The organism is Geodermatophilus sp. SYSU D01180 (assembly GCF_054050415.1).
Genome location: NZ_JBJGZH010000043.1, coordinates 1 through 26,835, shown reverse-complemented (window position 1 = coordinate 26,835; position 26,835 = coordinate 1). Strand labels below are relative to the sequence as shown.

The window sequence follows — 26,835 nt, the reverse complement described above, 5'->3', positions numbered from 1 at the left end:
GCTGGTGGCCCAGGACCGCGCCGGCGAGGGACCCGGTGCGGCAGGACGGGCCCGCCCAGCCGCACCGGCACGGACGACGGCGCCCGCCCCCACCGGCCGGAGGGGACGGGCGCCGTCGTCCGTCCGTTTACTGCTGGTCCGGACGCGGGACGTCGCCGCGCCAGGCACCGGTCTCGGTGCCGCGGCTCTCGATGAACTCCTTGAACCGCTGGGCGTCGGCCTTCACCTGACGGTCGTCGAAGCCGAGCGCGGCCCCGGCCTTCTCGACGATGCCCTGCGGCTCCCAGTCGATCTGGATCATGACCCGGGTCTTGGCGTCGTCGAGGCGGTGGAAGGTCACGACGCCGGCGTGCTTGGCCTCTCCGCCGGTGCTCGCCCAGGCCACCCGCTCCTCGGGGTGCTGCTCGGTGATCTCGGCGTCGAACTCGCGCTTGACGCCGTCGATGTTGGTGACCCAGTGGGTGAGCGTGTCGTTCACCTGGGTGATGCGCTCGACCCCGCCCATGAACTGCGGGAAGGACTCGAACTGCGTCCACTGGTCGTAGGCGACGCGGATGGGGACGTCGACGTCGACGGATTCCTGCACGCTGGCCACGGGAACGTTCCTCCTTGCTCGGGACTCGTTGCGGTCGCGGCAGGCCTACCCACGCTCGTTGGAGTGGACACACCGGGATCAGCGCAGCGCCGCGGCCACGCTCCCCCGCACCGGGGCGCCCTGGAGCAGCAGCATCTGCGCCAGGTGGTAGGCGTCCGGCTGCCCGGCCCAGGTGCCGGTGGCCACCTCGCCCGACGGCGTGAGCTCGTGGTGCCAGTTGCCGGTGGTGGGGTCGGCGAAGCGCTGCTCGCCGTGCTCCCGCCAGGCCGCGGCCAGGTCGGCGTAGCGGTCCTCGCCGGTGACGGCGCCGAGCACGGCGGCCGCCGCCACCGCCTCGCACAGCACCCAGTGCATCCGCGCGGTGACCACCGGCCGGTCGTCCCAGTCCAGCGTGTACGGGAAGCCCGGCTCCCCGTCGGCCGCCCAGCCCCGGGCGGCGGCGGCGTCGAACAGCCCGACCGCGTCGTCGAGCAGCCAGGCGGGTGCGGCGTCGCCCAGCGCCGCGCGCAGGTGCAGGCACAGCCGGGACCACTCGAACTGGTGCCCGACGGTGACGCCGTAGGGCCGGAACGGGTCGGCCGGCCGGTCGCGGTTGTGCTCGGGCAGCGGCGTCCAGGCGGCGTCGTAGTGCTCGGGCAGCCGCCAGTCCCGCTCGCGGGCCCAGCCGTGCACGATCCGCTCCGTGCTGCGCAGCGCGTGCTGCCGCAGCCGGGCGGCCTCCGCGCCGCCGAGCGCGTCGGCCGCGGCGAGGGTCGCCTCGACGCCGTGCATGTTGGCGTTGGCGCCGCGGTAGTCCGACAGCCGCGACCAGTCCGCGGTCCACTCCTCGACGGCGAGGCCCGCCTCGTCGTCCCAGAAGTGCCGGTCCCACACGGCCAGCGCCTCGTCGAGCAGCGCCGGGCCCCCGTCGACGCCGGCCGCGGTGGACGTCGCACCCGCGAGGACGGCGAAGGCGTGCACGTAGGCGCTCTTCGTGTCGTCGTCCTCCGCCGCCCGCCAGCCGCCGTTGGTGCCGTCGTGCAGCGGCCCCTCGCGCAGCGCCGCGAGCCCGTGCCGGACCAGGTCCTCCGCGCCCGGCCGGCCGAGCAGCGTCGCCAGCGCGAAGACGTGGGTCATCCGCGCGACGATCCAGGTCTGCTGCGGGCGGCCGGGGACGAGGGCGCCGTCGGAGCCGAGGTAGCCGAACCCGCCCTCGGGCACCCGGGCGCGGGCGGCGGCGGCGAGCAGCCGGTCGAGGTCGGTCACGCTGCCAGCCTGCCCGCGATCATGGCGCCGTGACCACCCGGCGGGCCGGATCGGTGGTCACGGCGCCGTGATCGCCGACGGAGGGACCGGGAGGGACAGCAGTGGACGCGTACGTGGTGACCGGCGGGGGGCGCGGCGTCGGGCGGGCGGTGGCCGGGCGGCTCGTCGCCGGCGGGGCCGCCGTGGTGGTCGTCGACCTCGACCCGGACGCCGTCGGCTGGGTGGCGGACCATGCCGCCGCGGGACGGGTGGCCGCGGTCGTCGGCAGCGCCGCCGACGAGGAGGTGGCCGGGCGCGCCGCCGACCGGGCGCAGGAGCTCGGGCGGCTGGCCGGGTGGGTGAACAACGCGGCGGTCTTCCGCGACGCGGGCCTCGGCACCGCCCCGGCGGGCGAGGTCCTGGACCTGGTGACCGCCAACCTGGCGCCCGCCGTGGTGGGCTGCGCGGTCGCGGTGCGCCGGTTCCGCGCCGCCGGCACCGGCGGGTCGATCGTCAACGTCTCCAGCCACCAGGCGCAGCGCCCGGTGCGGGGCGCGCTGCCCTACGCGACGGCGAAGGCCGCCGTCGAGGGGCTGACCCGGGCGGCCGCCGTCGACCACGGCCCGGACGGCATCCGGGTCAACGCCGTGGCGCTCGGCTCGATCCGCACCGAGCGGTACGACGCCGCGCTCGCCGCGCAGGACGCGCGGGCGGCCGAGCGCACGCGCCGGCAGATGGCCGCCCTGCACCCGCTCGGCCGGGTGGGCCGGGCCGAGGAGGTCGCGGACGTGGTGGCCTGGCTGCTGTCCGACGCGGCGGGTTTCGTCACCGGTGCCGTGGTCCCCGTCGACGGGGGACGGGCCGCGTACGGCCCCGACCCCGAGGAGCGCTGATCCCCGGGGCGGGGCCGCCGCGCGTCAGAACGTCAGCGCCAGGCCGGGGTCGGCCAGCAGCGCGCCGACGTCGGCGAGGAACCGGCTGCCGAGCTCGCCGTCGATGATCCGGTGGTCGAACGACAGTGCCAGCTGCGTCACCTGCCGGACGGCGACCCTGCCCTTGTGCACCCAGGGCATCTCGCGGACCGCGCCGAAGGCCAGGATCGCCGACTCGCCGGGGTTGAGGATCGGCGTCCCGGTGTCGACGCCGAACACCCCGACGTTGGTGATGGTGATCGTCCCGCCGGTCATGTCCGCCGGCGCCGTCCGCCCCGCCCGCGCCGTCTCGGTGAGCTCGGTGAGCGCCCCGGCGAGCTCGGCCAGCGACAGCCGCCCGGCGTCCTTGACGTTGGGCACGACCAGCCCGCGCGGGGTGGCCGCGGCGATGCCGAGGTTGACCTGCCCGTGGACGACGATCTCCTGCGCGGCCTCGTCCCACGAGCTGTTCACCACCGGGTGCCGCTGCGCCGCGAGCAGCAGCGCCTTTGCCACGAACAGCAGCGGGCTCACCTTGACCCCGGCGAACTCCGGCCGCGCCGCGACCCGCGCGCGCAGCTTCATCGTCCGGGTGACGTCGACGGTCAGGAACTCCGTGACGTGCGGCGCGGTGAACGCGCTGGCCACCATCGCAGCCGCCGTCGCCTTCCGCACGCCCTTGACGGGGATCCGCTGCCCGCCGGCGGCCGCGGCCACGGGCGCCGCGGCCGGGGCGGACGGCGCGCTCGCGGCCGCGGTGACGTCCTCGCGGGTGATGACCCCGCCGTCGCCGCTGCCGGTCAGCGCGGTGAGGTCGACGCCGAGGTCGCGGGCGAGCTTGCGCACCGGCGGCTTGGCCAGCGGGCGCACCGTGCCGCGGCCGGGCGCGGCCGGCCGGGACGGGGCGGCCGCCTCGGCGCGGGCGTGCGCCTCGGCCTGCCGGCCCACCTCGAGGCCGCCGTGCCGCACCGGCTTGACCGTGGCGTCGGGAGCGGTGGCCAGCAGCGGCGGCCGCTCGGAGCCGCCTGACCCGTGGTCGGCGCCGGCAGGCGCGGGTGCGGCGGCGTGCACGGAGGGCGCGGACCGGCGCGGGCGCCGGCGGGCCTCGGTGTTCCGCGGCCCGTAGCCGACGAGCACCGCCGTCCGCCCGCCCGGGGCGGCCCCGCCGATCAGCCCGGCCCCGGCCTCCCCGCCGTCCACGGGAGGCGCGGGGGCGGGGGTGTCCTCGCCGCCGACGTCGATCGTGATGATCGGCGTGCCGACGTCGACGGTCGTGCCCGCCTCGTGCAGCAGCTCGGTGACCGTGCCGGCGTACGGCGAGGGCAGCTCGACGGCGGCCTTGGCGGTCTCCACCTCGCACAGCGGCTGGTTGACCGTGACGGTGTCGCCCACCGCCACCAGCCACTGCAGGATCTCGCCGTCGGTCAGCCCCTCCCCGACGTCGGGGAGCTTGAACTGGCGCAGCTGCCCCATCAGGCCGCCACCACCCGGTCGACGGCGTCGAGCACGCGGTCGAGGTCGGGGAGGTACTCCTCCTCCAGCTTCGACGGCGGGTAGGGGGTGTCGTAGCCGCCGACCCGCAGCACCGGCGCCTCCAGCGAGAAGAAGCACTCCTCGGTGATCCGCGCGGCGATCTCCGCGCCCAGGCCGAGGGTCACCGGCGCCTCGTGGACGACGACGCAGCGCCCGGTTCGGCGCACCGACTCGAACACCGGGTCGAGGTCGAGCGGGGAGAGCGTGCGCAGGTCGACGACCTCCAGCGAGCGGCCCTCCTCGGCGGCGGCGTCGGCGGCCTGCAGCGCCGTCTTCACCATCGGGCCGTAGGCCAGCACCGTGACGTCGTCGCCGCCGCGGACCACCCGCGAGGCGAACAGCGGGTCGGGGGTGGCGTCGGTGTCGACCTCGGCCTTCTCCCAGTACCGCCGCTTCGGCTCGAGGAAGACGATCGGGTCCGGGTGGGCGATCGCCTGCTGGATGCCCCAGTAGGCGTCGACCGGGTTGCTGACCGCGACCACCTTGAGCCCGGGGGTGTGGGCGAAGTACGCCTCGGGGCTCTCGCTGTGGTGCTCGACCGCGCCGATGCCGCCGCCGAACGGGATGCGGATGACGATCGGCACGGCCAGCTTGCCGCGCGAGCGGGCGTGGATCTTGGCGACCTGGGTGACGATCTGGTTGTAGGCGGGGAAGACGAACCCGTCGAACTGGATCTCGCAGACCGGCCGGTAGCCGCGCATGGCCAGGCCCACGGCGGTGCCGAGGATGCCGGCCTCGGCCAGCGGGGTGTCGACGACGCGGTCCTCGCCGAAGTCCTTCTGCAGGCCGTCGGTGATGCGGAAGACGCCGCCGAGGCGGCCGATGTCCTCCCCCATGAGCACGACCTTGGCGTCGTCCTCCATGGCGCGGCGCAGGCCGAGGTTGAGGGCCTTGCCGATGGTGAGCGTCTCGGTGCCCATCAGTGTCCCGCCCCCTCGAAGCTCGCCTGGTAGGCCTCGAAGGCCTGCTGCTGCGCGGCCAGGTGCGGGGTCTGCTCCGCGTACACCCGGTCGAACATCGCCGTGCCGGGCGGGTCGGGCATCTCCAGCGTGCCCCTCCGGATGCGCGCGGCCAGCTCGTCGGCCTCGGCCTCGACGGCGTCGAAGAACGCCTGGTCGGCGATGCCGCTGCGGGACAGGTGCGCCTTGACCCGGGCGATCGGGTCGCGCAGCTTCCACTCCTCCAGCTCGCTGGCCAGCCGGTAGCGGGTGGGGTCGTCGGAGGTGGTGTGCGCGCCCATGCGGTAGGTGAACGCCTCGACGAACGTCGGGCCCTGGCCCTCCCGGGCGGCGGCCAGCGCGGCCCGGGTGACGGCGAGGACGGCGAGGACGTCGTTGCCGTCGACCCGCACGCCGGGGAAGCCGAAGCCGGCCGCGCGCTGGTACAGCGGCACCCGCGACTGGCGCTCGAGCGGCACGCTGATCGCGTACTGGTTGTTCTGGCAGAAGAAGACGACCGGCGCCGAGAAGCTGGCCGCCCAGATCATCGCCTCGTTGACCTCGCCCTGGCTGGTGGCGCCGTCGCCGAGGAAGGCCAGTGTCGCGCTCTCCGCGCCGTCGCGCTGCAGGCCCATCGCGTAGCCGGTGGCGTGCAGGGTCTGCGCCCCGATGACGACGGTGTAGAGGTTGAACCCGGTCGCCACCGGGTCCCAGCCGCCGTTGTCGACGCCGCGGAACAGGCTGATGACGTGCAGCGGATCGATGCCGCGCACCCAGGCGACGCCGTGCTCGCGGTAGGTGGGGAAGGCCGTGTCGTCGGCGGCCATCGCGCGGCCGGCGCCGATCTGGGCGGCCTCCTGGCCGAGCAGCGAGGCCCAGATGCCCAGCTCGCCCTGGCGCTGCAGGGCGGTGGCCTCGACGTCCCAGCGGCGGACCAGCACGAGGTCGCGGTACAGCCCGCGCAGCTCGTCGTCGCCGACCTCGATCGAGTACTCGGGGTGCTCGACCCGCTCACCCTCGGGGGTCAGCAGCTGCACCAGGTCCGGTTGCTGCGGCAGGTGGGGCGCCGCCGCACCGGGTACGGGGTCCACCGCCTCCGTGGTTCCGCTCGGCACGCTCACGCGCTCCTCCTCGCCGTCGGCCGCGCCGCCGGGGTCGCCGGCCGGTCGCGGTGCTGGACGTCCTGTGTGCGCCGGGGTGTGGCGGCACTCACACATCGTGGCACGGCCGACCCCCTGTGGAGCACATCACCCCCCTCCCGGATTGCGCAAGGTCACGACGGCGGACTGCGCAGGATGACAACTGGTAGGACGTCCGAACGTGTCAGACTGAGCAGATGCCGCCCGGCCCGGACCGTCTGGACGCCACCGACGCCCGCCTGGTGCAGGCGCTGACCGACGACCCCCGCGCCACGGTCATGGCCCTGTCCCAGCGGCTGGGACTGGCGCGCAACACCGTGCAGGCGCGCCTGGCCCGGCTGGAGTCCGGCGGCTTCCTGGCGCCGTTCGACGCCCGGGTGCGGCCCGAGGCACTGGGCTACCGGCTCGGCGCCTACGTGACCGTGCAGGTCGTGCAGCGCAGCCTCGAGGAGGTGGCGGCCGCGCTCGCCGCGCTGCCCGAGGTGCTCGAGGTGACGGCGCTGTCCGGGGCCGCCGACCTGCTCGTGCGCGTCGTCGCGGTGGACGCCGACGACCTGTGGCGGCTCACCGAGCAGGTGCTCGCCGTCCCCGGCGTGGAGCGCACCGACACCGCCCTTGCGCTGCGCCGCTACGTCGACCACCGGGTCGCCCCGCTGCTGGACCGGGCCGCGGGGGCGGACCCGGCGCCGGGCGGGTAGGACAGGACGGACCGCCGTCACCGACCCGAGGAGCCCCGTGGCCACCCCGCTGCCCGACCTGCTCGACGAGCTGCTGCGCACCTACGGCCCCTGCGGGGAGGAGCAGGTGGTACGCGACGTCGTCCGCCGGGAGCTCGAGCCGCTGGCCGACGAGGTGTCGGTGGACGCCGCCGGCAACCTGGTCGCCCTCCTGCACGGGCGGGACCGGTCGGCCCCGGCCGTCCGCGTGATGGCGCACCTCGACGAGCTGTCGATGATGGTCAAGCGGGTCGAGCCCGACGGCACGCTGCGGGTGAGCTCGCTGGGCGTCATGTACCCGGGCAACTTCGGTCTCGGCCCGGTCGCCGTCCTCGGCCGACGGGAGACGCTCACCGGCGTGCTCACCCTCGGCTCGGAGCACACGACCACCGACAGCACGCGCATCTGGGAGACCAAGCCGGACCAGGGCGGCAAGGCCATGGACTGGTCGCACGTCTACGTCTTCACCGGGCGCTCCGCCGACGAGCTGGCCGCGGCCGGCGTGCACCCCGGCACCCGGGTGTGCGTGCACACCGACCGGCGCGGGCTCACCCGCTTCGGCGACTTCGTCGGCGGCTACTTCCTCGACGACCGCGCCGCGCTGACCGCCGCCGTCGGCGCCGCCCGGCTGCTGCGCGGGCGCCCGCACGGCGACGTGTACCTGGTGGCCACCACCAGCGAGGAGATGGGCGGCATCGGCGCCTCCTACGCCGCCCGGACCCTGCCCGGCGACCTCACCCTCGCCCTCGACGTCGGCCCGGCGGAGGCCGAGTACCAGGTCACCGTCGACGGCGGCCCCGTGGTCGCCTACGCCGACGACGCCGTCGTCTACGACCGCGCGGTCGCCGACGCGCTGGTCGACGCCGGCCGCGAGCTCGGCGTTGACCCGCAGACGGCGGTGTGGCAGTCCTTCGACTCCGACGCCTCGCAGGCGAAGGCCTCCGGCCAGACGGCGCGGGCGGCGCTGCTCAGCCTGCCCACGTTGAGCACGCACGGCTACGAGGTGCTGCACACCGGCACCGTGGACCGGACCGCCCGGCTGCTCGCCGCCTTCCTCGCCCGCCCGCTGCCGGTCAGCTGACCCGGCGGACCCGCACCGGGCCGCGTGCGGTGGCGACGTCGACCACCGTGCCGCGCTGGGTCACCTCGACCGCGCCCCGCCGCGCGAGCCGTCCCGCGGCGGCGCGGGCCTCCGGCATGAGGGCGCGCCAGCCCTCCGGGTCGACCGCCCGGGCCGCCTCCGACGGGCAGATCGTGGCGCCGGGGGCGCGGGCGTCGAGCAGCGCGTCGATGGCCCGCTCGAGGGCCGCGCCGGCGTCGTCCACTCCCCCAGGATGCGCCCGTTTCCGCTGGTGAGCGCGGCGGGTACCACCGGTGGCATGGCGAGACGCACCCCGGTGGGGACGTTCGGCAAGGGCAGGCGGGGCATCAGCACGCTCGGCTGGGCGGTGCGGGGCGCCGCGGCCGGCGCAGCGGGCACCACCGCGCTCAACGCCGTCACCTACCTCGACATGACCGTCCGCGGCCGCGGCACCAGCTCGACACCCGAGCAGACCGTGGAGGAGCTCGCCGAGAAGGCGCACGTGCCGATCCCCGGCGACGAGGAGCACCGCCAGAACCGGGTCCAGGGGCTCGGGCCGCTGACCGGCCTGGTCGCGGGCGTCGGCGTGGGCGTCGTCGTCGGGCTGGCCCGCGCCTCGGGGTTCCGGTCGCAGCCGCTGGTCGGGACGCTGCTGACCACGCTCGGCGTCCTGGTCGCGGCCAACGGCCCGATGACCGCGCTGGGCATCACCGACCCGCGCAGCTGGTCGGCCACCGACTGGGCCAGCGACATCCTGCCGCACCTGGCCTACGGCGCCGTCGTCAAGACCACGATGGACGCCTTCGACCGATGAAGGACCTCCCTGCCCCCCACCACTCGCTCCGCTCGCGGCGGGCCCCTGCAGGGAGGCCACTCGGTCAGGTGGCGGTCCAGCCGCGGGGGTCGACGTCGCCGGGGACGGGGGCGGCGGGGTCGTAGGGCGTGCGGGTAAAGACGAACGTGCCCAGGTCCAGGTGGTCCTCGGCGATCCGCAGCACCTCGCCGGCGTAGTAGCCGTCCAGGCCCATCCAGGCGCCGTCGGCGTCGCGGCGGAAGCGGCTGGCCCGCCCCGACCGGCCGGGCAGCGGGCCGAGGTGCAGCAGGCCGCCGTCCACCGCGCGCAGCGCGTGCGGCGCGGGGCCCCAGTACCAGATGCCGAGCTGCTCCAGCGGCACCGGCGGCTGCGCCGGGCGCCACGGCTCGGCCACCCGCGGCTCGGCGGCGCGCAGGTCGGCCAGCAGGCCGGGGACGAGCGCGTCCAGGCCGCTGGTGGTGTTGGCCAGCGAGACGCCGCCGGTCCCCTCCTCGCGGTCGACGAACACGCCGGCCAGGAAGCCGGGCATCGAGCCGCCGTGGCCGGTGAGCGTGCGGCCGTCGACCCGCAGGACCTGCAGGCCCAGCCCGTAGGCCGACCAGGCCGGTGAGGAGCCGTCGACGCCGGCCGGCACGGCCATCTCCTCGAGCGTCGCCGGGGACAGCACGTCGCCGGTGTCGCCGAGCAGGAAGGCGGCGAAGCGGGCGAGGTCGGCCAGCGTCGCCCACAGCTGCCCGGCGGCGGCCATGACGCCGGCGTCGTGCTCGGGCTCGGGCAGGACGACGTCGGCCCACGGGTGGACGGCGTACCCGTGCGCGGCGCGGCCGGACGGGCGCGGCGTCGTCCGGGTCATGCCCAGCGGCGCGAGCACCTCGGCGGTGACGACGTCCTCCCACGACCGCCCGCGCAGCCGCGCCACCAGCTCGCCGAGCAGGCCGAAGCCCAGGTTCGAGTAGTGGAAGCGCCGGGCCTCGCCCAGGACGACGTGCTCCCCGGACAGCCCCAGGTCGCCCAGCGGGCCGCCGGGCACCCGCTCCCACCAGCCGCCCGGGCTCTCCGCGGCGGCGCCGGCCAGGTGCGAGAGCAGCTGCCCGACCGACCGGTCGCCGAACGGCGTGCCGGGCACGTGCCGGTCCAGCGGGTCGTCCAGGGCCAGCCGGCCCTCGTCCCGCAGCCGCATGACCGCGACGGCGGTGACGGTCTTGCTGATCGACCCCAGCCGGTACTGCACGTCGGTGTGCGGCTCGGCGACGTCGCCCCGGCCGGCCGACCAGGCCAGCCCGCCGTCCCGGACCACCCCGGCCACCAGGCTGGGTGCCCGGCCCTCGCGCTGCACCCGGGCGGTCCGGGCCAGCAGGGTGCGGGCGGTCGAGGGCAGCACGGGCTCCGGCATGACCGGAACGGTAGGTCAGGCCCGGACGGGCGCCGCCAGCCGCCCGGTGCGCCCGGCCCAGCGCTCGAACACGACGGTGACCAGCGGCGGGACCGAGGCGGCGAGCGCCAGAAGCGTCGTCCACCGGGACCAGCCGAGCACCCGCGCGGCGACCAGCGCCGCGAGCACGTAGGCGATGAACACCGCGCCGTGGACCGGCCCGAACACCTGGACGCCGACCTCGGAGGTCTCCGGCACGTACTTGACGTACATCCCGGCCAGCAGGCCGATCCAGGACAGGGCCTCGGCGACGGCGACGGCGCGGAAGGCCAGGGCGACGGTGCGGGGGTTCATCGGTGCGCGGTCCTCGGGGTCGGGGGCGGTTCCGGAGGGTCAACGCGGCAGCGGGCGCCGACGTCCCGGTCGCCGGATGTGACGTGCGTGGCAGGGTCGGGCCGTGCCGGGTCTGGCGCGGCGGGAGTCCTGCCTGGTCCTGCTGCGCCGGATGGCCGGCCTGCGGCCGGACCTGGTCGCCGCGGCCCTGTCCCGGCTGGGCGCGACCCGCGCCGAGGCGCACGCGGCGCACACCCGCTGCTGGGAGGACCCCGTCCCCCTCACGCCTCGCGAGCTCGGCGCGAGCCTCCGGACGGGGCCACGGGCCGGCCGAGCAGGTGGAGGACCGCCGGTTCGGCGACCTGGACCGGGAGGTCCGGCGCTGGCCGCTGCCGCTGTGGCCGCACCTGCGCTGGGAGGTGCTCTCCGCCCCCGGCGGCAGCGTGCTGCACGAGCACCTGGTGCGGGGCCCGGGCTCCCCGGTCCCGCCGGCGGCCGACGGGCGGCTGCGGGTCTGGGAGCACGTGGTGGCCGACGTGGGCGGCCTGCCCGGGGCGCAGGAGGTGGACCCGCGGGTGGTCACCCGCTGGGAGGTGTGCGGCTGCCCTCCGGCGCGACGGCCGCCTTCGTGGGGCCTCCTGCAGCAGGTCCGGACGTGACGGAGCCCCGGCACCCGAGGAAGGGGTGCCGGGGCTCCCGGTAGGTGACGCGCTGGAACGGCCAACCTCCAGGGGCCCGCCGGCCTCGTCCCGGGTCCCGCCCTGAGCCTGCGAAGGGTGGGGAGGACGAGGTCCTTCCACGAGGCGTGGGGGGAAGGGTGGTCCTTCCTCAGCCGATGCGGCGGGCGCCGGCGTAGCCGCCCATCGCGTCGATGCTGGCGACCTTGACGACGTCGCCCGACGTCGGCGCGTGCACCATCTGGCCGTTGCCGATGTAGATGCCGACGTGGCTCACCGGGCTGTAGAAGAAGACCAGGTCACCGGGCTGCAGGTTCGCGCGGGAGACCGCGGTGCCCATCGTCGACTGCATCCTGCTCGAGTGCGGGAGGCTGATCCCCGCGGCCTTGAACGCGTACTGGGTCAGGCCGGAGCAGTCGAAGGCGTCCGGGCCGGCGGCCGCCCACACGTAGGGGTCGCCGCGCTGGGCCATGGCGGTGGAGACCACGGTGCCGGCGACGCCGCTGGCGGGTGCCGGGGCCGCGGCGGGCTCCTCCGCGGAGGTCGTGGGCTCCTCGCGGTCCTCGTCGCGGCTGGCGCGGGAGTCCTCGGCGGCGTGCGCGGCGGCCGCGGCGTCGAGGGCGGCGCGGCGCTCCTCGGCGCTGAGCCGGGCGTAGTCGGCCTGGTAGGCGGCGATCTGCGCCTCGAGGTCGGCCTGCTGGGAGGCGACGGCGTCGTACTGGCGCTGGGCCTCGGAGGCGGCCTCGGCGGCGGCGGCCTGCGCGGCGGTGGCGGTCTCGGTGGCGGCCGCGGCCTGGCCGAGCAGCTCACCCTGGTAGCCGGCGACGCCCTGCAGCAGGGTGACGCGGTTGACGAACTCGTCGGCGTCCGTGCTGGTCAGGAGCGCCTGGAGCGACCCCATGCTGTCGCCGGTGTAGGCCGACCGGGCGATCCCGACCACCTGCCGGCGGGCGGTGTCGACGGCGGCCTGGGCGGTGACCAGCTGAGCGGCGGCGGCGTCCGCGGCGGCCTGCTGGGCGGCGAGCGCCTCGCGGGCCTCGTTGAACTGCTCGGTGACGACCTCGAGGTCGTGGCCCCGGGCGGCGACCAGCTGCGCGGCATCGGCGGCCGTCGTCGGCTCCTCGGCCCCGGCCGGCGCCGGGACGGCACCCAGCCCGAGGCCGATGCCGAGGGCGCCGACGAGGGCGACGGCGGCGCGGCGGCCGCGGCCGGTCGCGGGCATGCCGGGGACGGACGTGCGCAGGGACGCCACGCGGCGGTCTCTCCTTCTCCCAGGCCGCCTACCGGGTTAGCTGACGGGTTCGGGCGTGGAGTCGCCCGGCGCGTGCGGGCACGCGCTACACCCCAGGACTGCGATGGGTCCCCGGCCCGGTCCCCGCGGGAGGGGACCGGCTCGACGGCGTCCGCGGGGTGTCACCCGGACTGGTGACGGAGCGCCCCGTTGGACGTACTGAGCGTAAGGTCCGTGACCGGCGTGTGACAATCACCCCGGTGTAATTACATCAGTCACAAACGGTGAGCGGACGGGTACGGGAGGTTCCCGACCCCCGCCGGTTTGCGCCGCCGCAGGGGCGTGTACCGATTGCTGCATGTCCTCTTCCACGCGGATGCGCCTGGCCCGGCCGCTCGTCGTGCTCGCGCTGTTCGGCTCCCTGGTCGCCTGCGGTGACAACACCGACTTCTCCCGCGGTCCGACCAACTGCGACTCCTCCGGCGAGAACGCCAGCAACGAGAACGACGCCAGCTGCCAGGAGACCGGCCAGAACCCCGGCAACGACGCCCCCACCACCGACGACGCCAGCACCGACGACTGAGCGCCGCCCGGTCCTCGGCGGGCGCCGGGCCGCCCGGACTGGTGGCATGGTCGGGTGAGCCCGGCACGCAGGTGGACGGCGGCCCGGTTGCGGGCCGAGACGCGGACGCTGCTGGCCGGTGCCCGCCGTCTGCTGCAGGGCCGTGACCTCGCGCTGATCGGCGCGGGCCTCACCTTCTACGCCGGCATCGCGGTGGTGCCGCTGGTCCTGGTCTCCGTCCGGCTGACCGCGCTGGCCACCTCGGCCGAGGAGGTCCGCGCGCGCAGCGGGCGGCTGACCGAGCTGCTGCCGGAGTCGCTGGGCGCGCCGGACGCGGTGGCCCGGCTGGTCGACGCCGGCGTCCGGCTGGACCTGCTGGGCTTCGCGCTGGCGTTGCTGCCCCTGTCGCTGTACGGCGAGGGGCTGCGGCGGGCGCTGATGCGGTTCAGCCGGCGGCGGGAGAACCTCACCGGCTGGCGCGGCCGACTGCTCACGCTGCCCCTGGTCGTGGCGACGCCCCTGCTGCTGTACCCGCTGCTGCTGGCCGCCACGGTCATGGCCGACCTGGCCCGCGAGGACGGCGCGGGGCCCGCGGTCGGGCGGTTCGCCGTCGGCTACTACTCGGTGCTGTTCGTGCTCACCGTGCCCATCCTGTGGGGCTACGGCGTGGTGGCCGGCGGCCGGCACCGGTGGGGCGCGCTGGTCAGCGGCGCGCTGTTCACCGCCGCCTGCCTGTCCGGCTTCCTGCAGGGGTTCGTGCTGTTCCTGTCCCTGCCGCTGGACCTGGGCGCGCCCTTCGGCGGCCTGGTCGTCGTCGGCGCGGTGGTCGCCATCGGCCTGTGGCTGTTCCTGCTGCACCTGGTCCTGCTGGCCGGGTGGCTGCTCACCCAGTCCCTCGACGAGCGGCTGGGCCGGCGTCAGGCGTCCGGCCGCCAGGGGGAGCCGGGCGGGGTCTCCGGGGCGGGGGCAGCGGGCGCGGGCGGCGGCGTGGCCGGCGCGGGCGGGGGCGTGGCCGGCGCGGCCGGCGGCTCGGGTGCCGGGGTGGCCGGTGGCGGCGGCTCCGGGGACGGCGGGGGCGGAGGCGGAGGCGACGACGGCGGGGGCGTGCCGGGCGGCGTCGTCCCGGGCGCGGGCGCCGGCTGGGGTGCCGGGTCGGCCGGGGGCGCGGGCTCGGGCGCCGGCTCCACGTAGTCGCTGCCGTTGCTCACCAGGATCGACACCACCTGGCCGGCCACGGCCCGGCCGCCGCGCGGCGGGCTGGTGCCCAGGAGGGCGCCGGCCTGCTCGTCGCTGTCGACGCGCACCGTCCGCGGGGTGAACCCGGCGTCGGCGAGGGTCCGCTCGCAGCCCCGGACGGTGGAGCAGCCGGGCACCGGGCGGGTGTTGCCGTTCTGCACGGTCTGGTCGGCCGGCGGGAACTCGCCGCTCCCGCGCGCGGTCAGGATCGGCTCCATCGCGTCGTGCCAGATGGTGGCGCCCTTGCCGCCGCCGAAGCCGCCGACGTCCTCGTTCCGCTTGGGGTTGAGGACCATGACGCTCGCGGTGATCTCGGGCGTGTAGCCCACGAACGCCACCGAGTAGTTGTCCTGCGAGGTGCCGGTCTTGCCGGCGATCTGGTGGCCGCGGACGTAGGCGCGCGACCCGGTCTGGCCCGGGTTCCCCGGCTCGACGTCCCTGCGCAGCATCTGGTTCATCGTGTTCGCCACGCCCGGCGGGACGGCCTCGGGCGTGCACCGGTCGCCGACCGCCAGCGGCTCGCCGTCGGCGTCCACCGCCGGCTCCCCGTTCTGGTCGAGGACGGCGGTCACCGGGACCACGTCGCACTGCGTGCCGCCGGCGGCGAACGTCGAGTAGGCGCTGGCCAGCGCCAGCGGGCTGGTCGCCTCGGCGCCGAAGGTGAACGACCCGCGGTTCTCGTCGATGATCTGCTGCGCCAGCCCCGGCGGGCTGAACTGGAACAGCCCCGCCGCCTCGGCCATCCGCACCGGCTCCTCGACGCTGCCGAGGGCGTCCTCGAGCGCGAGGAAGTAGGTGTTGGAGGACTGGTACAGCGCCGTCGTCAGGTCCAGCGTCGGGCGGTAGCCCGACCCGGCGTTGCGGACGCAGTACCGGCCGTCGGTGTCCCGGCCCTCGCACGGGCCGCTGTAGACCCGGGAGACGTAGGGGTCGGGCGCGGTGAGCGTGTAGTAGGAGGAGTAGCCCCGGGCCAGGGCCGCGGCGGCGACGAAGACCTTGTACGTGGAGCCCGAGCCCTGGCTGGGCGCCACGTTGAGGTTGAACGACTCCTGCGTGCGGTCGGCGAGGTCGTAGCCGAAGGTCCGGTTGACGCTCATCGCCAGCAGGTGCCCCGTGCCCGGCTCGACGGCGGTGAACATCGCGGCCAGCGAGTCCTCCCGCGGCAGGGTCTCGAGCACCGCGGCGTCGCCGCTGCGCTGCAGCTCGGGGTCCAGCGTGGTCTGGACGGTGTAGCCGCCGCTGTCCAGCTGCTCCTGGCTCAGCCCCAGCTCCTGGATCAGGTACCGCTGCACGAAGTCGCAGACGAACGGGCCGACGCCGGCCTGGACGCAGCCCCGGGGCGGCGCGGGCGCGGGCGCCAGCCCGAGCGGCGCGGCCGCGGCCGCCGCCGCCTCGTCGGCCGTCACGAGGCCCTGCTCGGCCATCCGGGACAGCACCTCGTTGCGCCGCGTGGTGGCCGCCTCGGGGTCGGTGAACGGGTCGTCGTTCACCGGGCTCTGCACGAGGCCGGCCAGCAGGGCCGCCTGCGGCAGGGTGAGCGCGGCGGCGTCGACGCCGAAGTAGGCGCGGGCGGCCGGCTGCACGCCGTAGGCGTTCTGGCCGAAGTAGACGATGTTGAGGTAGCGGGTGAGGATCTCGTCCTTGCTGTAGAGGTCCTCCAGCGCCAGGGCCAGGCGCGCCTCGCGCAGCTTGCGGCCCACCGTCTGCTCGGTGGCGGCGGTGCGCTCCTCGGGGGTGTCGGCGGTCTGCAGCAGCGTCTGCTTGACCAGCTGCTGGGTGAGCGTCGAGCCGCCCTCGGCCACCTCCCCGGCGGCGATGTTGGTGACCAGCGCGCGCAGCGTGCCCTGCACGTCCAGGCCGCGGTGGCCGTAGAAGCGGGCGTCCTCGATGGCCACCATCGCGTCCTTCATGACGTCCGCGATCTCGGCGGGCTCCACGGGGTCGCGGTTCTCGTCGTAGAAGTACGTGATCGGCTCGCCGTTCGCGGCGAGCAGCACGGTGTTCCCCGGCGGCGGGGTGTCGGTGAACTCGGTGGGCAGGTCGCCGAGCAGCCCGGTGGACTGCTGGGCGGCGATCGTGGGACCCCCGATCCACGGGAGGAGCAGGCCCGCCACCAGTGCCCCGGCGACCACGATCGTCGCGGCCAACCGGAGCAGCGTGCCGGCCCGGCCGTCCTGCCGGTCCATGGGCCTCCCTCCCGTGCGCGCACACCACAACAGAGATCACGTCCAGCCACAACGACCCGCGCCGCGTGGTCCCGCGGTCGGGGGACGCTCAGCCCTCCAGCAGGCCGGGCAGGTCGTCGCGGTGCAGCACGACCAGGGTGCTGACCGCCCGAGTGAGCACGACGTAGAGCCGGGACAGCCCGCGCGGCTCGGCGGCCACGATCGCCGCCGGGTCGGCCACCACGACGGCGTCGAACTCCAGCCCCTTGGCCAGCGCGGCGGGCACGACGGCGATGCGCCCGGCCGCCGCGCCGTCGTCGGCGAGCACCGCCGCCGGCAGGCCCGCGGCGGCCAGCAGCCGCGCCACCTCGGGCACCGCGGCGTCGGCGCAGACGACGCCGACCGAGCCGGGACCGGCCGCCAGGTCGGCGACCACCTCGGCCAGCGGGCCGGCGAGGTCGGCGACCGGGCGGACGGCGAGCGCGCCGGGCTCCCGGCGCACGGCGGTGGCCGGGGGCAGGCCGGGCGCGATCGCCGGCAGCAGCCGGTTGGCGTAGTCGAGGACGTCCCCCGGCACCCGGTAGCCGCGGGTCAGCGGCCGGACGGCGGTGTCCGGGCGGCCGAGGCCGGCGAGCGTCGGCGCCCAGTCGGCCAGCGCCCACGGGCCGGTGGCCTGCGCGAGGTCGCCGAGCACGGTGAGCGACCCGGCGGCCAGCCGGCGGGCCACCGCGCGGCACTGCATGGGCGAGAGGTCCTGCGCCTCGTCCACGACGACGTGCCCGTAGCCCACCGTCCGCTCGAGCATCCCGGCCACCTCGTCGACCAGGACGGCGTCGGCCGCGGTCCACGGCGCGGTGCGGACCGAGCGCGGCGCGGGGCGGTGCAGCAGCGCCTGCTCGTCGCCGGTGAGCACGCCGCGGGCGGCGCGGGCCAGGGCGGCGGGGTCGCCGAGCAGCTCGGCGACCAGGCCGGCCGGGTCGCGGGCGGGCCAGACGGCGTCGCAGAACGCGCGGACCTCGGGGCTGCGCGCGGCCCGGCGGGTCTCGGCGTCGGACGGGCTGCCGCCGGCCTCCTCCTCCTGCCGGCGGGCGTCCTCGGCGAGCAGCAGCGCCAGCCGCTCCCGGCCGGCGGTGTGGTGCAGCCGCTGCTGGTCGTCGGGGACCCGGCCGCGCCGCCGCAGGTCGTCGACGTACCGCTTGAGCCGCTCCACCGGCACCCGCCAGCGGCGGCCGGCCAGCGGCACGAGGACGTCGTCGGCGGGCTTGGCGATCGTGCCCCACAGCGCCCGCTCCAGGACCTGCGCCATGCGGGCGTCGCCCTTGAGGACGGCGACCTCCGGGGTGTCCTGCGCCCGCACCGGCACCCGGCCGGTGAGCCCGGCGACCGTCGTCTGCTCGACGTCGACCTCGCCGAGGGTGGGCAGCACCTGCTCGATGTAGCGCAGGAACGCCCGGTTGGGCCCGACGACGAGGACGCCGGTGCGGGCCAGCTGCCCGCCGTGCGTGTAGAGCAGGTAGGCGGCGCGGTGCAGGCCGACGGCGGTCTTGCCGGTGCCCGGCGCGCCCTGCACGCACACCGACTCGGCCAGCGGGGCGCGGACGATCTCGTCCTGCTCCGGCTGGATGGTGGCGACGATGTCGCGCATCGGGCCGCTGCGGGGGCGCTCGATCTCCGCCCGCAGCAGGGCGCCGTCGCCCTCCTCACCGAGCCCGAGCAGCTCGTCCTCGTAGGAGGTGAGCTCGCCGCCGGCGAAGCCGAACCGGCGGCGGCGGACCAGGCCCTGCGGGTCGGCGGCGCTGGCCCGGTAGAACGGCCGGCTCATCGGCGCCCGCCAGTCGATGACCACCGGCCGCCCGGCGGCGTCGCGGACGTGCCGCCGGCCGATGTGGAAGGTCTCCCCGTCACCGTCGGTGCGACCGAAGAAGGGCGGCACGCCGGGGTCGGCGGCCAGCGAGCGCAGCCGCTCGGCGCGGGCGGCGCCGAGGCGCTCGGAGGCCCAGGCGTCGACGCCGGCGTCCACGACGGCGGAGGCGGCGGCGCGCATCCCGGCGAGGCAGTCCTCGGCGAGGGCCAGGTGGGCGCGCTCGGCGGTGAGGACGGGGTCGGTCCGGGGGGCGGTCACGGTCGTGTCGGTCGGTGTCGCTGACACGGCCGGTGGACGTTACGCCGTCGTGTGCCGTCCGTCACGTCCGCCCCGGGGCGGGCCCTGCTGCGGACGGGCGCCGGAGGCGGCGGTGTGGCCGTGCGGGCCGGTGGGGAGGATGCGGGGCATGCCCGACTCGATGCTCGCCGGCCGGCTCAACGTGCGCACCAAGCAGTTCGAGGTCAAGGAGGTGCCGCGTCCGGCGCCCGGCCCGGGGCAGGTACTGGTCGAGGTCCGCGCGGCCGGCATCTGCCTGTCCGACGTCCACCTCGTCGACGGCACGCTCAACCCGCTGTTCCTGCAGGGCGAGGAGGTCACGCTCGGGCACGAGGTGGCCGGCGTCGTCGCCGAGCCCGGGGAGGGCGTCACCGGCTGGTCGGCCGGGCAGCGGGTCCTCCTGCAGGCCGGCGAGGAGGTCGACGGCTGGATCCACACCCGCGGCGTCGACTACGACGGCGGCTGGGCGCAGTACGCGCTGGCCACCGTGGAGACCCTGGTCCCCATCCCCGACGAGCTGCCCTTCGAGCAGGCGTGCATCGTGCCCGACGCCGTGTCGACGCCGTGGGCCTCGATCGTCGAGACGGCCGGGGTGCGCGCCGGCGAGCCGGTGGGCGTCTGGGGCATCGGCGGTCTCGGCGCGCACGCGGTGCAGCTGCTCCGGCTGGCCGGCGCGGCGCCGATCGTCGCCGTCGACCCGGTGGAGTCCGCCCGGGAGCGGGCGCTGGCCTTCGGCGCGGACCTGGCGCTGGACCCGTCCGAGGACGTCGCCGGCCGGGTGCGGCAGCTCACCGGCGGCGCGGGCCTGGCGTACGCGTTCGACTTCGCCGGCGTGGCCGCGGTGCGCGAGCAGGCGGTGCGCTGCCTGGAGCGCGACGGCGGGCTGGTGCTCGTCGGGCTGACCGACCAGCCGCTGACCATCCGCAACGGCACGCAGTTCAGCTACTTCTCGCAGCGGATGCTGGGCCACTACGGCTCCGAGCCCGGCCACGTGCAGCAGCTGGTCGGGCTGGTCCGGCACGGGCGGCTGGACCTGTCCCGCTCGATCTCCGGCACCCTGCCGCTGGAGGACGCCGCGAAGGGCATCGAGATGCTCGAGCGCAAGGAGGGCAACCCGATCCGCCTGGTCCTGCTCCCGAACGGCTGACCGGCCTTCCGCGCGCGGAAGGCGGGTCCGCCTTTCGCGCGCGGAAGGCGAACGGGCGTGCTCAGGAGGGCCGGTCGCCGTCCCGGTCGCCCGGTTCCACGACGTGCACCCGCACGGCGCGGAACTGCCCGGGGGTGGCCAGCAGGACCTCCTTCGTCGGCTCGCCGACCTCCAGCGCCGGCTCCCGGCGCAGCGCCGCCAGCGGGGCGAGCCGGGGGTCGGCGAGCACGGCGTCGACCATCCCCCGGTCCCCGCCGGTGAACAGCGCGTCGACCCCGCCGGCGTGCGGCAGCAGCACCCGGGCCGCGGTGTCGGCGGCCGCGGCGACCACGGCGTCGGCCTGGTTGCCGCGGCGCCGGGCGAAGCGCTGCTGGCTCCAGCCGCCGGCCGCGCTGCGGCCCTGCACCAGCCGGCTGTCGACCTTGGAGACGACGAGGTCCGCGCCGTCGAAGACGCCGGTGGCCCAGCGGCCGCGGCGCACCAGCAGGACGGCGGCCCGCCGCGGCCGGCGGGCGGCGGCGGTGAACGTGGCGAGCGGCGCCGGACCGGGGGTCCAGCCGAACGGCGCGCGCAGCGTCACGGTGGTGCCGTCGGCGCAGGTGACCCGCACGGTGCCGTCGTCGTCGACGGCCGTGTCGAAGGCGCCGTGGCGGGCGGCGACGCCGTCCAGCCACCGGCCGAGCCGCTCGGGCGCGACGCCGAGGACCCGGCCGCCGCCCGCGGCGGGACGCGGCCGGGTCAGCGCGCCATCGCCGGCTCGGCGGCGTGCTCGGCCGGCACGTGCAGCAGCCGCTGCGCGGCGAGCACGACGACGGCGGCGATCCCGGCCGAGACCGTGGCGACGAGGAACGCGGCGTTGGCGCTCACGGTGTCGACGACCTTCCCGGCGATCGAGGTGCCGACGGCGACGCCGAGGCCGAGCGCGGTGCCGATCCAGGTGAACGCCTCGGTCACCGCCACCCGCGGCACGATGAGCTCGGCGAGGGTGAACGAGCTGATCAGCGACGGCGAGACGGCCACCCCGGCCACGACGACGAACGGGATCATCACCCAGACGTTGCCGATGAGGACCAGCGGCACGGTGAGCACGGTCAGGGTGACGAGCACGACGAGCAGCCGGTGCCGCAGCGGGTGGCGCCAGTGCACCGCGCCCCAGCCGATCCCGCTGATCATGGACCCGAGCGCGAGGCCCGCGATGAGCACGCCGGACAGGCCCATCGCGCCGGCCTCGTCGGCGAAGGCGACCAGCGCGATCTCCAGCGTGCCCAGGATCGACCCGACGGCCGCGCCCACGACGAACAGCACCCGCAGCCCCGGCGTCCGGATGGCCGAGGGCCCCTTGCGCGCCTCGTGCCCGTGCGGCGGCGGCTCGGTGCGCCCCTGCGCGGCGAACAGCAGCGCGCCGACGACGGCGAGGGTGAAGGCGGTGACGACACCCGAGGTCGAGTGCCCGGTGGTGGACAGGAAGGTCACCAGCACCGGCCCGACGATGAACACCAGCTCGTCGACGACGGACTCCATCGCCAGCGCCGTGTGCAGGCGGTGGGTGCCGCGCAGCAGGTGGGTCCAGCGCACCCGGATCATCGAGGCGACCGGCGGGATGCACGCCCCCGCGATGCCCGCGGTGACGAAGAAGGTCCACCGCGGCCAGTCGTCCTTGACCGCGGTGAGGAACAGCGCGCCGGCCGCGGCGAAGACCGCGACGACGGGCAGCAGCGTCCGGCGCTGGCCGAAGGTGTCCGCCAGCCGGCCGATGACCGGGCCGGCCAGGGCGGTGGTGACCGCGCCCGCGGCGGCGACCGTGCCGCCCAGGCCGTAGGAGCCGGTCTCGTCGGCGACGAGCAGGACGCACCCCAGGCCGACCATCGACAGGGGCAGCCGGCCGATGAAGGCGGCGAGCACCATGGGCAGCGCGTGCGGCGTGCGCAGCACGTGCAGGTAGGGATTGGGCACCGGGGAGCGAACCTGTCGTCAGGGGGACGCGGGACCGCCAGCCACGCTAACCGACGTGCGCACGCTCGGCTGGCAGACGGCTCCGTTGCGTGCACGGCACGGCACGGACAGAGCACGGGCCCCGCCCCGGACGACGTTGTCCGGTGCGGGGCCCGAGCCGGGGGCCCGCCGACTAGGCGAGCCGGCTCTTGAGGATCTCCAGCTCGTCCCACATGGTGCTGGGCAGCTTGTCCCCGAACTTCTCGAACCACTCGGTGATCTGCGGGATCTCCGCGCGCCACTCGTCCTTGTCGACGGCGAGCGCCTTGCGCACCCGGTCCTCGGTCATGTCCAGGCCGGAGACGTCGAGCGAGTCCGGCGTGGGCACGTGGCCGACGGCGGTCTCCTCGGCGGCCGCGGTGCCCTCGATGCGCTCGACGACCCACTTGAGCACCCGGCTGTTCTCGCCGAAGCCCGGCCACAGGAAGCCGCCGTCCTCGTCGCGGCGGAACCAGTTCACGTAGAAGATCCGCGGCAGCTTGGTCGAGTCGTGCGCCTTGCCGGTCTCGACCCAGTGCCGGAAGTAGTCACCGGCGTTGTAGCCGATGAACGGCAGCATGGCGAACGGGTCGCGGCGGACGACGCCGACCGCACCGGTGGCCGCGGCCGTCGTCTCCGAGGACAGCGTCGCGCCCATGAAGACGCCGTGGTTCCAGTCCCGCGCCTCGGTGACCAGCGGGATCGTGGTCTTGCGGCGGCCGCCGAAGAGGATCGCCGAGATCGGCACGCCCCTGGGGTCCTCGTACTCGGGCGCGAGGATCGGGCACTGCTCGATCGGGGTGCAGAACCGCGAGTTCGGGTGCGAGGAGGGCTCGTCGGAGTCCGGCGTCCAGTCCTGCTTCTTCCAGCTGGTGAGGTGCGCCGGCGGCTCCTCGGTCATGCCCTCCCACCAGACGTCGCCGTCGTCGGTGAGCGCGACGTTGGTGAACACCGAGTTGCCCTTGTCGATGGTGCGCATCGCGTTGGGGTTGGTGTCCCAGCCGGTGCCCGGCGCGACGCCGAACAGGCCGAACTCGGGGTTGAGCGCGTAGAGCCGGCCGTCCTCGCCGAACCGCATCCAGGCGATGTCGTCGCCGAGGGTCTCGACCTTCCAGCCGGGGATGGTCGGCTCGAGCATCGCCAGGTTGGTCTTGCCGCAGGCGCTCGGGAAGGCCGCCGCGACGTAGTACGTCTTCTGCTGCGGGCTGGTCAGCTTGAGGATCAGCATGTGCTCGGCGAGCCAGCCCTCGTCGCGGGCCATGGCCGAGGCGATCCGCAGCGAGTAGCACTTCTTGCCCAGCAGGGCGTTGCCGCCGTAGCCCGAGCCGTAGGACCAGATGGCCCGCTCCTCGGGGAAGTGCACGATGTACTTCGTCTGGCTGCACGGCCAGGGCACGTCCTCCTGGCCCGGCTCGAGCGGGGCGCCCAGGGAGTGCATGGCCGGCACGAACGGCCGGTCGGTGCCCATCGCCTCGAGGATCCGCGAGCCGATGCGCGCCATGACCCGCATGGAGACGACGACGTACTCGGAGTCGGTGAGCTCGACGCCGAACATCGGGTTCTCGGCCTCGACCGGTCCCATGCAGAACGGGATGACGTACATCGTCCGGCCGCGCATGGAGCCCCGGTACAGCTCCGTCATGATCGACTTCATCTCGTCGGGGGCCATCCAGTTGTTGGTCGGCCCCGCGTCGGCCTCGTCGACCGAGCAGATGAAGGTGCGGTCCTCGACGCGCGCGACGTCGGTGGGGTCGGATGCGGCCCAGAACGAGTTGGGCTTCTTCGCCAGGGGGGTGAAGGTGCCGGCGTCGACCAGCTTCCGGGTCAGCCGCTCCCACTCCTCGTCGCTGCCGTCGACCCACACGACCTCGTCCGGGGTGGTCAGCTCCGCCATCTCGCGCACCCAGGCGAGCAGCCGTGCGTGCGTGGTGGGGGCGTTGTCGAGACCGGGGGTGGTCACGGAGGTCACGGCGTCTCCATCCTCTGGGCACGCCGGGTGTCGGGGACACCGGCGCCGGTGCGTGCTGTCTCCCCGGGGGCCGGCGGAACGAGTCCGGCCGTCGGGTTCGGGAAGCGTACAAGCGGGGACACCCGCCTGTAACGGTGAGAGATGTTACGTCTAGGACGTCTACGTCCGCGCAGGGTGGGCACTGGGAACACCGCAGGTCGGAGCGGTGTTGGCTATCGGGCGTGACCAGTCTCACGAACGGCTCCGCGCCCTCCCCGGCCCTGTTCACCCCCCTGGTGCTGCGCGGGGTGACCCTGCCGAACCGGCTCGTCGTAGCCCCGATGTGCCAGTACTCGGTGACCGACGGGCTGGTCGGCGACTACCACCTCGTGCACCTCGGCCGGTTCGCGCTCGGCGGCTTCGGCACGGTCGTCGTCGAGGCGACGGCGGTGACACCGGAGGGGCGGATCAGCCACGGCGACGTCGGCCTGTGGTCCGACGCGCACGTGCCCGGGCTGGCCCGGATCGCCGGGTTCCTGCGTGCCTCAGGAGCGGTCGCGGGCATCCAGCTCGCGCACGCCGGCGCCAAGGCCAGCAGCCACCGCCCGTGGGAGGGCGGGGCCCCGGTCACCCCGGAGGACGCGCTCCCGGGCGAGCAGCCCTGGCAGACCGTCTCGGCCAGCCCGGTGCCCGCCGTCCCCGGAGGGCCGGTGCCCCACGAGCTGACCGTCGCCGATCTCGGGGAGCTGCGCGAGGCGTTCGCCGCGGCGACCCGGCGGTCGGTCGAGGCCGGGTTCGACGTCGTCGAGGTGCACGCCGCGCACGGCTACCTGCTGCACCAGTTCCTCTCGCCGCTGTCCAACCGGCGCACCGACGCCTACGGCGGCTCGCGGGAGGCGCGGTGGCGGTTCCCGCTGGAGGTCGTCGAGGCCGTCCGCGCCGCGTGGCCGGAGGACCGGCCGCTGTTCGTGCGGGTCTCCGCCGTCGACGGCACGCCGGACGGCATCACGCTGGAGGACACCGTGGCCCTCGCCCGCGAGCTGCGCGCCCGCGGGGTCGACGTCGTCGACGCCTCCGGCGGTGGCCTGGGCGGCTGGGAGCACCCGCTCGGCTACGGCTACCAGGTGCCCTTCGCCGCCGGCATCCGCGAGGGAGCGGACGTCGCGACGATGGCGGTGGGGCTGATCGTCGACGCGCGGCAGGCCGAGGCCGTCGTGGCCGGGGGCCTGGCCGACCTGGTCGCCGTCGCGCGGGAGGCGCAGGAGGACCCGAACTTCGCCGTCCACGCCGCGCGGGACCTCACCGGCGCCTACGACGCCTACCCGGTGCAGGCCGGCCCACGGCTGGGCCGGCGCAACGCCCTCCTCGGCACGCTGGGCCCGTGGACCGGGCCGGCACCCGTGCAGGTGCCCGAGCGCGCCCGGTGACCGGCCGCCGCGGGACGCTGCTCGCCGCCTCCGCCGTCCAGCTGGCGGCGGGCCTGGCCGGGACGGCGCTGTCGCTGCGCCGTCGGCACGCGTTCGACACGCCAGTGCTGTCCGGGCGCGCGGCGACGGTCGGCCGCGACGCCTGGTGGGCCGGGACGGCGCTCGGCCCACCGGCCTGGACCCTGGCCGTCCACGGCTGGGCGCTGGCCCGCCTCGCCGCCGGCGACGACGGGCGCGCCCCGCGGGTCCTCGCCGCCACCGGCGCCGCCCTCGTGCCCGGCTACCTCGCCGAGCGGCTGGTGCGGCGGCGGCTGACCCCGGCCGGCGCCGAGCCCGTCGAGACCGCGGTGGTCGCCGCCGGGCTGGTCACCGCCGTCGTCATGGCCGCGCTCGGCGCTCAGCCCTCCGGCGCCCGGCCGTAGTCGGGGCCGACCCGGGCGAGGAAGGTGTCCCAGTCGCCGGGGTCGGGGTGCCCGCCCATCTCGGCGTCGAGCTTGTCGAGGTACCAGTGCCAGCCGAGCGCGTAGTCGGTGACGTCGGTGCCGGCGGCGAAGTCCTGGCTGAGGTGCAGCGTCGTCCGGCCGCTCTCCACGACCACGGCGAGCCCGATCCGCCAGTCCTCCTGGTCGGGCCACTCGACGACGAGCCTCCGCGGCGGGTCGCACTCGGCGATGCGGGCCTCCATCGCCGCCGGCTCCGTCTCGTGGGTCATCGTCAGCGTCCCCCGGCCGCCGGGGGCCCGCTCGCCCTCGTAGGTGCCGAACCAGCGGGCCAGCCGGTCGGGCTCGGTGAGCGCGGCCCAGACGGCGTCGGGCCCGTCGCCCCACGAGCGGCGGAACTCCAGCCGGAGGCGGCCGTCGGGCAGCTCGGCGACCGCGCCGGTGCGGTGGGTCGGCGGGTCGGCGGGGGTCGCGGGGTCGGTCACGGGGCGTCTCCGTCCGTCGGGGGACCCGTCGCGCCGACCCTGCCGCACGCCGCGCGGGGTTGCCAGCCCGCCGCCCCGGGCAGGGACCGGCCATGACCGTCACCGACCCCGACGTCCCGGACCCCCTCAACGACCCCCGGACGACGCAGGCCGACCCCGGCGCCTACGCCGAGGGCGCAGACCTGGCCTCGACCGACGACGACCCGGCGGCCACCGGCGAGGAGGAGCTCGCGGCCGACGACGCGGAGACGACGGCCGGGCAGACGCTCGCCGACGACGCCGGCGGCGGGGACGTCACGGGAGGCGCGGTCACCGGCGCGTCGTGACGGGCCGGTCCGTTTCCGCTGCTGGCCTGCGGGGAACCCGAGCGGAGGTCCCTCTCCGACGACGAGGAGGTCCGACATGGCCACGGGTGAGACCGGATTCGAGGACGTCGCCTACGACCTGATCTCGGTGCAGTACCACTCGCTGAAGGCCGGGCACGACTACGGCCAGTACGTCCGGGACGCGGAGAACGCGGGCCTGGACGACGTCGCCGGCTTCTTCCGCGAGGTGATGGAGCAGGACTCGGCGCGCGCCAAGCGCTGCCACGAGTTCCTGAAGGACCTGTCGGGCACCGAGCAGGGCGGCCCCGCGATGGGCTGACCGCACGACGACGGCGGGGCCCCCCCCCCCCCCCCGGGGGGGGCCCCCCGGTGTTACGGGGCCCAACCCGCCCCCTTCACCCCCGCCCCCCGCGGGCGGGGGGGC

General features: G+C 76.0%; 26 protein-coding genes, 1 pseudogene and 1 riboswitch. Of the genes and pseudogenes, 12 read left to right on the top strand and 15 right to left on the bottom strand.

Annotated features, from left to right (window positions below; translation table 11 throughout):
- Positions 1–127: 127 nt before the first annotated feature.
- Together ACI8AA_RS23010 and ACI8AA_RS23005 are read right to left on the bottom strand one after the other, a co-directional pair.
- Entirely contained in the window at positions 128–595 is a 468-nt protein-coding gene (locus tag ACI8AA_RS23010) for an SRPBCC family protein (RefSeq protein WP_457046692.1), read from the bottom strand.
- Positions 596–673: 78 nt separating this feature from the next.
- Positions 674–1,840, bottom strand: coding sequence for an AGE family epimerase/isomerase (locus ACI8AA_RS23005; protein WP_457046691.1), 1,167 nt, complete (start codon positions 1,838–1,840; stop codon positions 674–676).
- Positions 1,841–1,941: 101 nt separating this feature from the next.
- Between ACI8AA_RS23005 and ACI8AA_RS23000 the strand changes: the two genes are divergently transcribed.
- Complete coding sequence (locus ACI8AA_RS23000) at positions 1,942–2,712, top strand: SDR family NAD(P)-dependent oxidoreductase (protein WP_457046690.1); 771 nt, start codon at positions 1,942–1,944, stop codon at positions 2,710–2,712.
- 24 nt (positions 2,713–2,736) lie between these two features.
- Here the strand turns inward: ACI8AA_RS23000 and ACI8AA_RS22995 are convergent, their stop codons facing one another.
- The 3 genes from ACI8AA_RS22995 to pdhA are packed head-to-tail and all read right to left on the bottom strand — an operon-like array spanning position 2,737 to position 6,322.
- A complete protein-coding gene (locus ACI8AA_RS22995; protein WP_457046689.1) occupies positions 2,737–4,203 on the bottom strand; it encodes a dihydrolipoamide acetyltransferase family protein in 1,467 nt (488 codons plus the stop codon).
- Positions 4,203–5,183, bottom strand: a complete 981-nt coding sequence (locus ACI8AA_RS22990; RefSeq protein WP_457046688.1) for an alpha-ketoacid dehydrogenase subunit beta — start codon at positions 5,181–5,183, stop codon at positions 4,203–4,205. The genes ACI8AA_RS22995 and ACI8AA_RS22990 overlap by 1 nt, the downstream gene beginning before the upstream one ends.
- Positions 5,183–6,322 carry a pyruvate dehydrogenase (acetyl-transferring) E1 component subunit alpha gene (gene pdhA, locus ACI8AA_RS22985; protein ID WP_457046687.1) on the bottom strand — a complete coding sequence of 380 codons (1,140 nt, stop codon included), beginning with the start codon at positions 6,320–6,322 and terminating at the stop codon, positions 5,183–5,185. The genes ACI8AA_RS22990 and pdhA overlap by 1 nt, the downstream gene beginning before the upstream one ends.
- A gap of 215 nt (positions 6,323–6,537) precedes the next feature.
- On the opposite strand from pdhA, the gene ACI8AA_RS22980 reads away from it, so the two are divergent.
- A complete protein-coding gene (locus tag ACI8AA_RS22980; protein WP_457046686.1) occupies positions 6,538–7,038 on the top strand; it encodes an Lrp/AsnC family transcriptional regulator in 501 nt (166 codons plus the stop codon).
- Between the two features lie 37 nt (positions 7,039–7,075).
- On the top strand, positions 7,076–8,137 hold the full coding sequence (locus tag ACI8AA_RS22975) for a M42 family metallopeptidase (protein ID WP_457046685.1): 1,062 nt from the start codon (positions 7,076–7,078) through the stop codon (positions 8,135–8,137).
- On the opposite strand, the gene ACI8AA_RS22970 is transcribed toward ACI8AA_RS22975, so the two are convergent.
- On the bottom strand, positions 8,130–8,381 hold the full coding sequence (locus ACI8AA_RS22970; protein ID WP_457046684.1) for a DUF3253 domain-containing protein: 252 nt from the start codon (positions 8,379–8,381) through the stop codon (positions 8,130–8,132). The genes ACI8AA_RS22975 and ACI8AA_RS22970 overlap by 8 nt on opposite strands.
- Positions 8,382–8,435: 54 nt before the next feature.
- Between ACI8AA_RS22970 and ACI8AA_RS22965 the strand changes: the two genes are divergently transcribed.
- A complete protein-coding gene (locus tag ACI8AA_RS22965; RefSeq protein ID WP_457046683.1) occupies positions 8,436–8,951 on the top strand; it encodes a hypothetical protein in 516 nt (171 codons plus the stop codon).
- Positions 8,952–9,015: 64 nt separating this feature from the next.
- Here ACI8AA_RS22965 and ACI8AA_RS22960 read toward each other — a convergent pair whose 3' ends face one another.
- On the bottom strand, positions 9,016–10,344 hold the full coding sequence (locus ACI8AA_RS22960; RefSeq protein ID WP_457046682.1) for a serine hydrolase domain-containing protein: 1,329 nt from the start codon (positions 10,342–10,344) through the stop codon (positions 9,016–9,018).
- 15 nt (positions 10,345–10,359) lie between these two features.
- A complete protein-coding gene (locus ACI8AA_RS22955; protein ID WP_457046681.1) occupies positions 10,360–10,677 on the bottom strand; it encodes a DUF3817 domain-containing protein in 318 nt (105 codons plus the stop codon).
- A gap of 317 nt (positions 10,678–10,994) precedes the next feature.
- Here ACI8AA_RS22955 and ACI8AA_RS22950 point away from each other — a divergent pair, with 317 nt between their 5' ends.
- Entirely contained in the window at positions 10,995–11,315 is a 321-nt protein-coding gene (locus tag ACI8AA_RS22950) for a hypothetical protein (RefSeq protein WP_457046680.1), read from the top strand.
- Positions 11,316–11,484: 169 nt separating this feature from the next.
- Here the strand turns inward: ACI8AA_RS22950 and ACI8AA_RS22945 are convergent, their stop codons facing one another.
- A complete protein-coding gene (locus tag ACI8AA_RS22945) occupies positions 11,485–12,585 on the bottom strand; it encodes a C40 family peptidase (RefSeq protein WP_457046679.1) in 1,101 nt (366 codons plus the stop codon).
- 30 nt (positions 12,586–12,615) lie between these two features.
- A riboswitch (cyclic di-AMP (ydaO/yuaA leader) is annotated at positions 12,616–12,701 on the bottom strand.
- 221 nt (positions 12,702–12,922) lie between these two features.
- Here ACI8AA_RS22945 and ACI8AA_RS22940 point away from each other — a divergent pair.
- Together ACI8AA_RS22940 and ACI8AA_RS22935 are read left to right on the top strand one after the other, a co-directional pair.
- Positions 12,923–13,147 carry a hypothetical protein gene (locus tag ACI8AA_RS22940; RefSeq protein ID WP_457046678.1) on the top strand — a complete coding sequence of 75 codons (225 nt, stop codon included), beginning with the start codon at positions 12,923–12,925 and terminating at the stop codon, positions 13,145–13,147.
- Positions 13,148–13,201: 54 nt separating this feature from the next.
- A pseudogene (locus ACI8AA_RS22935) lies at positions 13,202–14,020 on the top strand (YhjD/YihY/BrkB family envelope integrity protein); the annotation flags it as partial.
- A gap of 23 nt (positions 14,021–14,043) precedes the next feature.
- Here ACI8AA_RS22935 and ACI8AA_RS22930 read toward each other — a convergent pair.
- Both ACI8AA_RS22930 and ACI8AA_RS22925 read right to left on the bottom strand, forming a co-directional pair.
- A complete protein-coding gene (locus ACI8AA_RS22930; RefSeq protein WP_457046677.1) occupies positions 14,044–16,548 on the bottom strand; it encodes a transglycosylase domain-containing protein in 2,505 nt (834 codons plus the stop codon).
- Between the two features lie 88 nt (positions 16,549–16,636).
- Complete coding sequence (locus ACI8AA_RS22925; RefSeq protein ID WP_457046676.1) at positions 16,637–18,649, bottom strand: HelD family protein; 2,013 nt, start codon at positions 18,647–18,649, stop codon at positions 16,637–16,639.
- Between the two features lie 148 nt (positions 18,650–18,797).
- Between ACI8AA_RS22925 and ACI8AA_RS22920 the strand changes: the two genes are divergently transcribed.
- Positions 18,798–19,814, top strand: a complete 1,017-nt coding sequence (locus ACI8AA_RS22920; protein ID WP_457046675.1) for a zinc-binding dehydrogenase — start codon at positions 18,798–18,800, stop codon at positions 19,812–19,814.
- 61 nt (positions 19,815–19,875) lie between these two features.
- Here the strand turns inward: ACI8AA_RS22920 and ACI8AA_RS22915 are convergent, their stop codons facing one another.
- The 3 genes from ACI8AA_RS22915 to ACI8AA_RS22905 form a co-directional block, all read right to left on the bottom strand.
- Positions 19,876–20,556 (bottom strand): acVLRF1 family peptidyl-tRNA hydrolase, encoded by a 681-nt coding sequence (locus tag ACI8AA_RS22915; protein ID WP_457046693.1) that lies wholly within the window; start codon positions 20,554–20,556, stop codon positions 19,876–19,878.
- Complete coding sequence (locus tag ACI8AA_RS22910) at positions 20,553–21,767, bottom strand: MFS transporter (RefSeq protein ID WP_457046674.1); 1,215 nt, start codon at positions 21,765–21,767, stop codon at positions 20,553–20,555. The genes ACI8AA_RS22915 and ACI8AA_RS22910 overlap by 4 nt, the downstream gene beginning before the upstream one ends.
- A 172-nt stretch (positions 21,768–21,939) precedes the next feature.
- A complete protein-coding gene (locus tag ACI8AA_RS22905) occupies positions 21,940–23,754 on the bottom strand; it encodes a phosphoenolpyruvate carboxykinase (GTP) (RefSeq protein ID WP_457046673.1) in 1,815 nt (604 codons plus the stop codon).
- Positions 23,755–23,975: 221 nt separating this feature from the next.
- Here ACI8AA_RS22905 and ACI8AA_RS22900 point away from each other — a divergent pair, with 221 nt between their 5' ends.
- Together ACI8AA_RS22900 and ACI8AA_RS22895 are read left to right on the top strand one after the other, a co-directional pair.
- A complete protein-coding gene (locus ACI8AA_RS22900) occupies positions 23,976–25,160 on the top strand; it encodes an NADH:flavin oxidoreductase/NADH oxidase (RefSeq protein WP_457046672.1) in 1,185 nt (394 codons plus the stop codon).
- Positions 25,157–25,582, top strand: a complete 426-nt coding sequence (locus tag ACI8AA_RS22895) for a hypothetical protein (protein ID WP_457046671.1) — start codon at positions 25,157–25,159, stop codon at positions 25,580–25,582. Before ACI8AA_RS22900 ends, ACI8AA_RS22895 begins: the two co-directional genes overlap by 4 nt.
- Here the strand turns inward: ACI8AA_RS22895 and ACI8AA_RS22890 are convergent.
- Positions 25,558–26,085, bottom strand: coding sequence for an SRPBCC domain-containing protein (locus ACI8AA_RS22890; protein ID WP_457046670.1), 528 nt, complete (start codon positions 26,083–26,085; stop codon positions 25,558–25,560). The two genes, ACI8AA_RS22895 and ACI8AA_RS22890, sit on opposite strands and share 25 nt — an antisense overlap.
- A gap of 92 nt (positions 26,086–26,177) precedes the next feature.
- Between ACI8AA_RS22890 and ACI8AA_RS22885 the strand changes: the two genes are divergently transcribed.
- Both ACI8AA_RS22885 and ACI8AA_RS22880 read left to right on the top strand, forming a co-directional pair.
- Entirely contained in the window at positions 26,178–26,411 is a 234-nt protein-coding gene (locus ACI8AA_RS22885; protein WP_457046669.1) for a hypothetical protein, read from the top strand.
- Positions 26,412–26,487: 76 nt separating this feature from the next.
- A complete protein-coding gene (locus ACI8AA_RS22880; RefSeq protein WP_457046668.1) occupies positions 26,488–26,730 on the top strand; it encodes an acyl carrier protein in 243 nt (80 codons plus the stop codon).
- The last annotated feature ends 105 nt before the right edge of the window (positions 26,731–26,835 follow it).